Source organism: Paenibacillus zanthoxyli JH29 (genome assembly GCF_000520715.1).
In the GTDB taxonomy this organism is placed as follows: Bacteria; Bacillota; Bacilli; order Paenibacillales; family Paenibacillaceae; genus Paenibacillus_AQ; species Paenibacillus_AQ zanthoxyli.
Genome location: NZ_ASSD01000357.1, coordinates 1 through 8,688 on the forward strand (window position 1 = coordinate 1; position 8,688 = coordinate 8,688).

Consider the following 8,688-nt stretch of genomic DNA (forward strand, 5'->3'; position numbering starts at 1 on the left):
GTCGTTACCGGCACCAGCCTCATCTTGGCGCCGATTTTATCCGCTTTTGCCTTGGCGACTGCATAATTCTGGACCGGAACGAAAAAGATTTCCGCCCCCTTTCGGTCGGCGGCAACGATTTTGAACTGAACACCCCCGATTTGACCTACTTCCCCACTTGGATCAATCGTGCCGGTTCCGGCGACTCTGTACCCTTTGGTCAAATCGCCCTTCGTCAGCCGATTATATATCTCCATAGTGAACATCAAGCCCGCCGAGGGCCCGCCGACATCCGTGTCGGTAAAGCTGACTTCCCTTCCAGCCTCCGACGCTTCCACCTTCTGAACGGCGCCGATGACAACGCCAAGACCCGGCCTTACCGCTGTCTTGCCTTTGTCTTTAATCTCAACGAGGGTTACGTCCTCCTTAAGCTTCTTTCCGCCACGCTCCAGCGATACCGCCACCTGATCCCCTATTTTTCTGGAAGACAGCAATTGGCTCAGCGCTTCCGGATCGGTGACCTGCTGCCCTGCAACGGTGAGAATCTTGTCCCCGGGCTTAAACTGCTTATGGCCAGCTTCTCCGGGAACAGAGAAGACGAACAAATATTCTGTCGTGTCACGGAAAGGAATCTTTGCTGCTTTGTAAGCGGCCTCCACGGCGTTCGACTGCGAACTGCTCATATAGTATATCTGTGTAGCCGCGTATTCCTCCTCCGTCTGATTCTTAAGCCTTTCGGCCTTTCGGGCTATTTCCGCGTTGGGATTCAACGCCGAATAGAGCAGCAGCGCCACATTGGCGTAGCTGGCGGAGACGGTCGTCATCATGAAGGTTCCCTTTTCAGCTCTATCCTCATTCTCAACCTTGATCATGGGCGCCACCTCGGAGGCGTCTCCCGGCTGATACACTATATAGGGAGTCCCCATGAAAACAACTACGTAAACCAACACGATGAGCGTAAACAGATAAGCCGCGGCGCGAATTCCCGTTCTGTGTCTATACTGTCTCACTGGGGTTCCCCTCTTTCCAATAGACTCTGGCGTTCCTCTTGGTTATGTATTTGTGTAGAGTAATCTTGCGGTTCCGTTCCCTGGTTAAGCATGGCGGTGGACTGGTCCGCATAAATTGTTAGAAACTCGTCTGCTCCCAAGCTATGAAGAGGTGAAATAAAAAATGAACCTAAACATCGCCCGAATAGCCAAAAAATCGGCTCCATTTCTATCCGGAGGCCTGGCAATGCTTCTCGCAGCGGCCATCATTTCCTCGCCTGAAAGCTCTTTTAACGCCTCGCTTCAAGGTTTGAAGCTGTGGTGGACGCTGGTCTTTCCGGCCCTGATGCCTTTTCTGATGCTGTCAGAAATGCTGAGCGCCTCCGGTTTCGTTCATGCTATCGGTGTTCTTTTGGAACCTCTTACGAGGCTTGTCTTCCGGCTCCCGGGCAGCGCGGGGTGGACGCTGGCGCTCGGGATGACGTCCGGATTTCCCGGCGGTGCTCAGGGAGCGGCCCAGCTGTACCGGCAGGGCGAAATCTCCGGCAGGGAAGCCGAACGCCTGGCGTCGCTTGCCCATTTCGCCAGTCCGGTCACGCTCCTGATTGTGGTTGGAGCCTCCATGCTTCACAGCCCCGCAGCCGGTTACGGCTTGCTGGCCGTACATTGGCTTGCGGGGCTTGCTGCTGGTGTGACGGTATCCGCCAGGGCTGCGCGCCCCGCAGAAACCGCTTCTCCGGCGAAAGCCTCCGCCGGACGCCGGACTTCTCTCATCCGCCGGGCGATATCCGCCGCTGCGGACGCTCGCGCAAGGGATGGGCGCAGCTTCGGCAGACTGCTGGGCGAGTCGGTAAGCGCCACTGTACAGTGCCTGATGCTGGCAGGAGGCTACATTATTATATTTGCCGTCGTTATCAGCATCATATCAGGGCTGCGGCCGCAGCTGCCAGCAGCCCTTACCTCTGCTCTGCTGGAGCTTCATCTCGGAGCACAGGCCATGACGTCCGGAACAATGCCGTCCAATCCGTACTTATCCTTGGGTCCACTGGAGCTTGCACTGCTGTCTGGAGCTCTAGGATGGAGCGGCATCTGCGCACAGCTTCAGTCCTTGGCGGTACTCAAGCCAGCCGGGGTACGCTATCTTCCCTTTGCCGCTGGAAGGCTGCTGCATGGCGGCTATGCGTTCATTCTCACACTGCTGCTGTACAAACCGCTTACAGCATTTCAGGAATCGGCATTACCCGTTCTGGCCGGCGGAGAGATGAATTTATCCGGAACATCCGGTATTACAGCGATCTGGAGCTCTTTTCCAAAACTGGTCGGCATGCATTTGCTTATGCTGCTCACCCTGCTGCTGCTGTCCGCTGCCGTCCGGCTTGCCTCGGCTATCCGTGGCCGTTCCCGCTGAACTTCAGCCGCATTGCCCGCTCGACTTCCGGAGTCACAAAATCGGTCAAGTCTCCGCCGAAATGGCCGATTTCCTTGACTACGCTGGAGCTGAGATACGAATATTTCGGATTCGTCATCATAAAGATCGTTTCCGCGTCTGAATTCAGCTTGCTGTTAATGGTGGCGATTTGCAGTTCGTATTCGAAATCGGAGACGGTGCGGATGCCGCGTACGATCACCTGAGCCTCTTTTTGCCTGATATAGTTGGCAAGCAAATCCCGGAAGATATCAACTTCCACATTGGGAAGATGCGCGGTCACCTGACGAAGCAGATCGGCGCGCTCCTCCACCGTAAACAGCGGATTCTTGCTTAAATTATTTAGTACAGCCACAATCAGACGGTCAAACTGCTTCGCGGCCCGTTCAATAATATCGATATGACCAAGCGTCACCGGATCGAAGCTGCCGGGGTAAATTGCGACTCTTTCCTCTCTGATTTGCAGATTCACTCTTGCGCCCCCTCATCCTTGTCGGTTTCTGAGCCGGACCCATAACAGTAAATGGATACCGCCGTCTCGCCGTACAATGCATATCGCATCCGGCTAAAACCGGGAATATGCTCGGGATATTCATAGCCCGATTCGTGCTCCAGTACAATGACCGCGTCTTGTCTCAGCAGTCCTTTGCCCGCCATTATGGACATTAGCTCGTCCCCGAATTTATGCCGGTACGGAGGGTCCAAAAAGACAAGATCGAACGACCGTCCCCGCTTCTCCAGCGCTGCCAGCGCCTTATTCGCATCGTTACGGTAAACCTCGGCCTTATCTGCCAGCCTTGCCGCCTTCAGGTTGTCACGTACCGTGTCGATTGCTTTCGGCTCCATATCAATAAATACGGCGCTGTCCATGCCTCTGCTCAGGGCTTCGATCCCAAGTCCGCCGCTACCCGCGAACAAATCCAGGGCCGCGCCTCCATCGAAATAAGGACCGATCATACTGAAAATCGCTTCCTTGACCTTGTCGGTCGTAGGACGTGTTCCGGTTCCCGGAACGCTTTTTAAGGGTCTTCCTTTGGCTGTGCCCGACACCACTCTCAATGCTTGCTTCACCTGCTCTGTTTCTCTATTTATTACGCCAAAACGACATAATTTCACGATTATCGTACCACATTCCCGCCGTTAAATAAAAACTTTGTCGCAACCCGCCGCACGCAGCAAGTTGACAAAATTATTTTGACGCTTAGGTATAAATCCGGCACTTGCGGGCTATCCTTTAACTATCGACATCACAAAATGTCGTAGACAACCGCGGAGCAAGCTTACGCTTCCCCATAAGCTCTTCGTCCGGTTTCTCCTCTCCCATGAAAGGGGCTCTCGAAAGAGGGCCCCGAATTTTTTGTACAAAAAAAGCACTGCCTCCACAGCAATGCTCTTCGCTTACTTGGAATATAACCGGGACTGCGGAATCACTTCCTTTGTCTGGCCGTAGCTTGACCATAACAACTGCACTACAGCCTCGGGATCACCATTATTGAAATACTCCAATTTGACATAATAGTATTTCCCGGCTTCCATTGGCACCGCTGCCGAATTCTCTATCGTACTGTGTACTATCCAATCGTCGATTATCAAGCTGCCGTCGATGTAAAGACGCACTCCATCTGAAGCATTGGTGTACAAGGTATACATTTCTGTATATGCCGCCTTAATAAAGCCAGTCCATCTGACAGACATCGCATAATCGCCAACCGTCGTCCCCTTTTTCCAATCAAAATCAACTTTCGGGATAACCTTGGTCACCTTGAGTGTATTGAACTCTTTTCCGATATAGTAGTTGCCCAGCAGCCCGTCTCCAACAGTAGTATCGGGTGGATACGTTTCGGGCGGGGATGGCTCTTCCCCTCGGTTCAGGGCGTACGGATCTCCAAAAACGCTTTGGATCGCCGCATCCGAATTTTTCATTTTCAGATCTTTTCCCCAGGTAAGGAACCACGAATACTCAGGCTGTCTTGTTCTTATGTTCGTCATATTAGGAAGTTGGCCGTTCTCCGTAATGGCCGTGAGCTTTCCCTGACCGATTTCAAGCAATTCCAAGTAATAGTCCTGATTGTAATCGTTATTATATATATCCATGCCGAGCACATCCGCCCTGTCGTGTCCGACATAGTATCGCTTAGCTTCATCCGACCATTGATTGTTGGCATTGGCGCTCCAAACCCACAACAGGTTATTGAGGCCGTGATAATCAGTGAAGCGGTCATACATGATCTCCCAGAGAGCCGGGAAGTTATTTTTTCTGCCCCACCAGAACCAGTCTCCGTTCATTTCGTGATATGGCCGCCAGAGAAGCGGTATTTCGGCATCCCGCAGCTGCTTGAGATAGACCGCTACGCTGTCCATATCTACAAGTAAGGCCGTATAGAGTGCCGTACCGGGCGTTATGATTTGGTCGAATTCGGACTGGTCCGTCTTGCGCTGAACCTGTTCCCAAAGCGGCGCAGTCCCTGGATAAGCAGCATGGTAGGTTGCCGTAAGGATACCGCTGGACGCATGCCAGGCTTTGCAGGCCGTAATTACATTTTGCCGCTGATTGTCCAATTGTTCGGCTGTCTGTCCGGTGATCCCCCCGAATTCCACTCCTTTCAAAGCGGGATATACCCCTGTCAGGGCTTTTACTTGTTCGGTATACGTGTACGGAACCTCCAAATACTCATGCTGTCCGGTAAGAATCCCTTTCCCCCGCACAGCGTACAGATTTTCAAGAAGCGACCTGACCTGACTGGATATATCCGGATTGGCCGGTTCCTTGATCAGATTCCTGTATTCGCTCTGCCACACCACATCGGTGACAAATTTTGAAGCAGAGTACAACAGATTTTGAAGCTTTCTATTATCCAGCACTATCACCCCCTTTTTTTGATAGTGTATGTAGACAAAGATACCTGTGACACGGCTTTGCGCATAAAAAAAGAACCTATCCATCACCCGTTACGGCGGTTGGATAAGCTCCAGCATCAACTATCATCCTATTAGATTTCTATGTCATACAATCTCAAACTTGCTGTGATTTCAGGCTCTTCAATTCCTGTCTCTTGGCTGTCAGTTCAGAAAAAGTCTCAAAGGTTCGACGCGCCAATTCGGGGAGTTCTTCCAAATGCATCGGCAAGCCCTCCGCCAGATCGTGAAGCTGATTCTGCAAGCTGATGGCTGCACTGTTCAATTCTTTAATCTCTTCTTTCAGCTTATCGATTTGCTCCATACGTTTCTCCTCCTAATTTGAGCCGCCCTCGCCTACTACAGCCCATTCTTATTATATATGATATTTATAGCATTTTAATAATTATTTTAATGTTATAAATGTTACAATACTCTTCTAAACTATCTATTTTCTTTTACGATCACTTAATACTTTCTCCAAATCTTATCTCATCTGAACCAAAAAAAAGAATATGTATATTTTTAGTCGAAACTATGTGGATTTTTACATATAAATTCCTTGCGGAACACTAGAATATGCATATGAAGTAACCAGATCAATTACCAGGTGCCGGAGTGTTTTTTATTTGTTATAGAGGAAAAAGAATAATCGGACCCTTAAATGAAGCTGAAGCCCATACAGAGTGGTTTGTTCTCTCGGCAAGCGTGAGAGACCTGTATATCATCGAAACAGATGAATCCGGCAAAGTGAAAAGACAGATTGGGCCAAGCAAGAGGAAACGAAAGTATCGCCGTTGAACATAGGAGAGACTTGTCTTATTATTATGACAAACCTTGCTCGGGGGTGCTGAAGATGTGCGGACGCTATACGATAACGGTAACAATGGAAGAGCTTATGCTGCAATATTACACCCAGGACGTGACGATCGTTAATTACGCTCCAAAATATAATGCCGCGCCTATGCAGTATATCCCTGCCGTAATCGGCACCGGCGCCGCCAACCGCATCGGGCAGCTGCGCTGGGGCCTTGTTCCATCCTGGGCGAAGGACGACAAATCCGGCGGCAAAATGATCAATATCCGCGCCGAGACGCTGACGGACAAACCTTCGTTCAGACGGCTTCTGTCCTCGCGGCGCTGCATCATTCCGGCAGACGGATTCTATGAATGGCGCAATCGCGATGGAAGCAAGCAGCCGATGCGAATTCTGATGCGTGACGGCGGTATTTTTTCGCTGGCTGGAATTTATGATATTTGGATGGATGCGGATGGAAAAAAGCTAGCCACCTGCGCCATCATCACCACGGAACCGAATGATCTGACAGCAGAGATCCATAACCGGATGCCGGTAATTCTCCGTCCGGAGGACGTCGGTCTGTGGCTGGAGCGGAGCAATCACGATATAGACGGTCTTGCCAAATTGCTGAAGCCGTTCGGTGCCGAGAAAATGAAAGCTTATCCCGTCTCAACAAAGGTCGGCAACGTGCGTAATGATTCAAAGGATTTAATAGATGAAGCTTAAGCTTCAGCAGGGCCGAAGTATTCCTCGATCCGGTTAAAGGTCGCTTCCAGGTCTCGACTGCCGTCTACTTTTAGTACGCCGAGATTCAAAGCCTGGGCCTCTTGTTCAATATATTCAGCAAATCTTGCATCCCTGTTCATCCAATTGTCAAAAACCGCTGCCGGGTCACCGTGGAGTTAAGTATATCCTGTATCCAGATTCGCTGGCTGTAATGATGACGCTGAAACGGTTCGGTAGGGATCATCCATATCGCCTTATAAAATCTTCTTTGAAAAATGAGATATACTCTTCTAACTGTTCCTGAACTGTCCGTAAATAAAAAGCTTCATTATAACTCATCTTCGAAATTTTATACATGGCAGGCTGATTTCGGGCGGCAATGTTCTTCAAGTGGCTGTCCAGATGCTCATCACAAGCATATAGGGCCAGCCCATGCTTCTCCGCATACCTTTTGGCTATTGTACTTTTTCCGGCACAGGCCGATCCGCCGATCCAGTAGATCGTCTGATCCAAAATAATGATCTCCCCCTGGTATAATATATATTTTTCAGGCTATCCCAATTTAACCTTGCGCGTCAATTCTGCTAAACTGAAAGTAGCACCAACATTAGCGCCAAGGAGGTTATGAATATGAAAAAACCCATCTACACCAGATGGTGGTTCTGGGTACTTATCGTCATCATTGCCTTGGGGATCATGAGTGTGATTGACACCGGGAAGCAGACAACCCAGACGGCCTTGCCCTCGGCTTCGCCAACGTCTGCCGGTTCGCAGGAACCTTCGGCGGAAGCTACGGTCACTCCTTCTACGGCTCCGGCGCCCGGCGTTTCGGCCGAAAACTCCACAGCGCCGAGTGAATCGCCAACGTCAGCAGCGCCTGCTACGAATACTCCGGCAGTGACCGCTCAACCATCTGCTGCGCCAAGTCAACCGATTTCTGCGGACCAAGTGCCTCTGCCAAAACAAGAAGTGCTGGCTTATACGCGCCAGTTGAAGGCCTCACCATTTATAAGAGACGTTGGCATCGGAACGGATAATATTGAGATTCACTTCTTTAACAGCTTCGCGGAATACAAAAAAGCCAATCCAAGTGAAAACCTTACCTCATCCGACTACACGAACGTGTTCAGCTCTGTTGACGCTGTTAATGCTATTTTAATGGAAGAATCGACGCGGCTGTTCCATCAATTTCCGGGCACGGCTTCTATCGACATCACTCTGCCGTATAAAGGGAAGACCTATTCGGTCTCGCTGACCAAAGGTTCGATTGAGAAATTTTATAATGCCGATCTGGACAGCATCAAGACCGAGCAGCAGTGGAGAGAACAGATCAGCGGTCCTTTTTTCACCAAAGACTACCGCGATCAATTCGCGAAACGGTTCATGAAGGTGACTTAAAGTGCAAGAAGCTTATAAAGTCTTATTTTTCAAAAAAAAACTCCGCCAAGAAGGCGGAGCCAAACATCTATAAAAAAAGGGGGTTCATGTGTATACATTAACCCATGCGGCCAAACTGAAACAATCTATTCGAAAATTGGACGTTATCCGATTTGTTCACTAGGAGCCGATGCCCATTTCATCAACTGCTCTTTCACCTTCACGACTTCCCCGATGATAATCATCGCCGGATTGCCGATCCGGTACGCGGATGCCAGCTGTTCGATATTGTCCAGTGTTCCTGTAATCGTCCGCTGCCGGCTCGTCGTTCCGTTCTCGATCAACGCCACCGGCGTTGAGCTTTCCTTGCCATGGCGAAGCAGTTCCTCCCGGAATTGTCCAAGCCGGCCGACGCCCATATATACGGCTATCGTATCCACGCCGCGGGCAAGATACTCCCAGTCCACAGGCGCCTTATGATCCCCGCAGCGGCTGGC

At 50.5% G+C, this 8,688-nt stretch carries 10 protein-coding genes; 3 read left to right on the forward strand and 7 right to left on the reverse strand.

The annotated features are described in order from the left end of the window. On the reverse strand, positions 1-989 hold a 989-nt coding region (locus L691_RS0112880; RefSeq protein ID WP_025690922.1), incomplete at its 3' end, for a SepM family pheromone-processing serine protease. A gap of 226 nt (positions 990-1,215) precedes the next feature. On the opposite strand from L691_RS0112880, the gene L691_RS28800 reads away from it, so the two are divergent. Beyond that, entirely contained in the window at positions 1,216-2,376 is a 1,161-nt protein-coding gene (locus tag L691_RS28800) for a nucleoside recognition domain-containing protein (RefSeq protein WP_051459366.1), read from the forward strand. Here the strand turns inward: L691_RS28800 and coaD are convergent. The 4 genes from coaD to L691_RS0112905 all read right to left on the reverse strand — a co-directional run bounded on the left by coaD (position 2,354) and on the right by L691_RS0112905 (position 5,614). After that, positions 2,354-2,866, reverse strand: a complete 513-nt coding sequence (coaD, locus tag L691_RS0112890) for a pantetheine-phosphate adenylyltransferase (protein ID WP_025690924.1) — start codon at positions 2,864-2,866, stop codon at positions 2,354-2,356. The two genes, L691_RS28800 and coaD, sit on opposite strands and share 23 nt — an antisense overlap. Continuing rightward, complete coding sequence (rsmD, locus tag L691_RS0112895; protein ID WP_025690925.1) at positions 2,863-3,453, reverse strand: 16S rRNA (guanine(966)-N(2))-methyltransferase RsmD; 591 nt, start codon at positions 3,451-3,453, stop codon at positions 2,863-2,865. The genes coaD and rsmD overlap by 4 nt, the downstream gene beginning before the upstream one ends. 339 nt (positions 3,454-3,792) lie before the next feature. Next, complete coding sequence (locus L691_RS0112900) at positions 3,793-5,256, reverse strand: glycosyl hydrolase (RefSeq protein WP_025690926.1); 1,464 nt, start codon at positions 5,254-5,256, stop codon at positions 3,793-3,795. 151 nt (positions 5,257-5,407) lie between these two features. After that, positions 5,408-5,614 (reverse strand): CCE_0567 family metalloprotein, encoded by a 207-nt coding sequence (locus L691_RS0112905; RefSeq protein ID WP_025690927.1) that lies wholly within the window; start codon positions 5,612-5,614, stop codon positions 5,408-5,410. 531 nt (positions 5,615-6,145) lie between these two features. Here L691_RS0112905 and L691_RS0112910 point away from each other — a divergent pair. Then, positions 6,146-6,814, forward strand: coding sequence for an SOS response-associated peptidase (locus L691_RS0112910; protein WP_025690928.1), 669 nt, complete (start codon positions 6,146-6,148; stop codon positions 6,812-6,814). 240 nt (positions 6,815-7,054) lie between these two features. Here the strand turns inward: L691_RS0112910 and L691_RS0112920 are convergent, their stop codons facing one another. After that, positions 7,055-7,327 carry a hypothetical protein gene (locus tag L691_RS0112920; RefSeq protein ID WP_025690929.1) on the reverse strand — a complete coding sequence of 91 codons (273 nt, stop codon included), beginning with the start codon at positions 7,325-7,327 and terminating at the stop codon, positions 7,055-7,057. Positions 7,328-7,444: 117 nt separating this feature from the next. Here L691_RS0112920 and L691_RS0112925 point away from each other — a divergent pair, with 117 nt between their 5' ends. Then, on the forward strand, positions 7,445-8,212 hold the full coding sequence (locus L691_RS0112925) for a hypothetical protein (RefSeq protein ID WP_025690930.1): 768 nt from the start codon (positions 7,445-7,447) through the stop codon (positions 8,210-8,212). Between the two features lie 143 nt (positions 8,213-8,355). On the opposite strand, the gene L691_RS0112930 is transcribed toward L691_RS0112925, so the two are convergent. Next, positions 8,356-8,688, reverse strand: a 333-nt coding sequence (locus L691_RS0112930; protein ID WP_025690931.1) for a uroporphyrinogen-III C-methyltransferase, incomplete at its 5' end; no start/stop codon positions are given.

Coding starts and splice junctions, on each gene's coding strand:
- L691_RS28800 (WP_051459366.1), top strand. CDS start 1,216: ATGCTTCTCGCAGCGGCCATCATTTCCTCGCCTGAAAGCTCTTTTAAC.
- L691_RS0112905 (WP_025690927.1), bottom strand. CDS start 5,614: ATGGAGCAAATCGATAAGCTGAAAGAAGAGATTAAAGAATTGAACAGT.
- L691_RS0112910 (WP_025690928.1), top strand. CDS start 6,146: ATGTGCGGACGCTATACGATAACGGTAACAATGGAAGAGCTTATGCTG.
- L691_RS0112925 (WP_025690930.1), top strand. CDS start 7,445: ATGAAAAAACCCATCTACACCAGATGGTGGTTCTGGGTACTTATCGTC.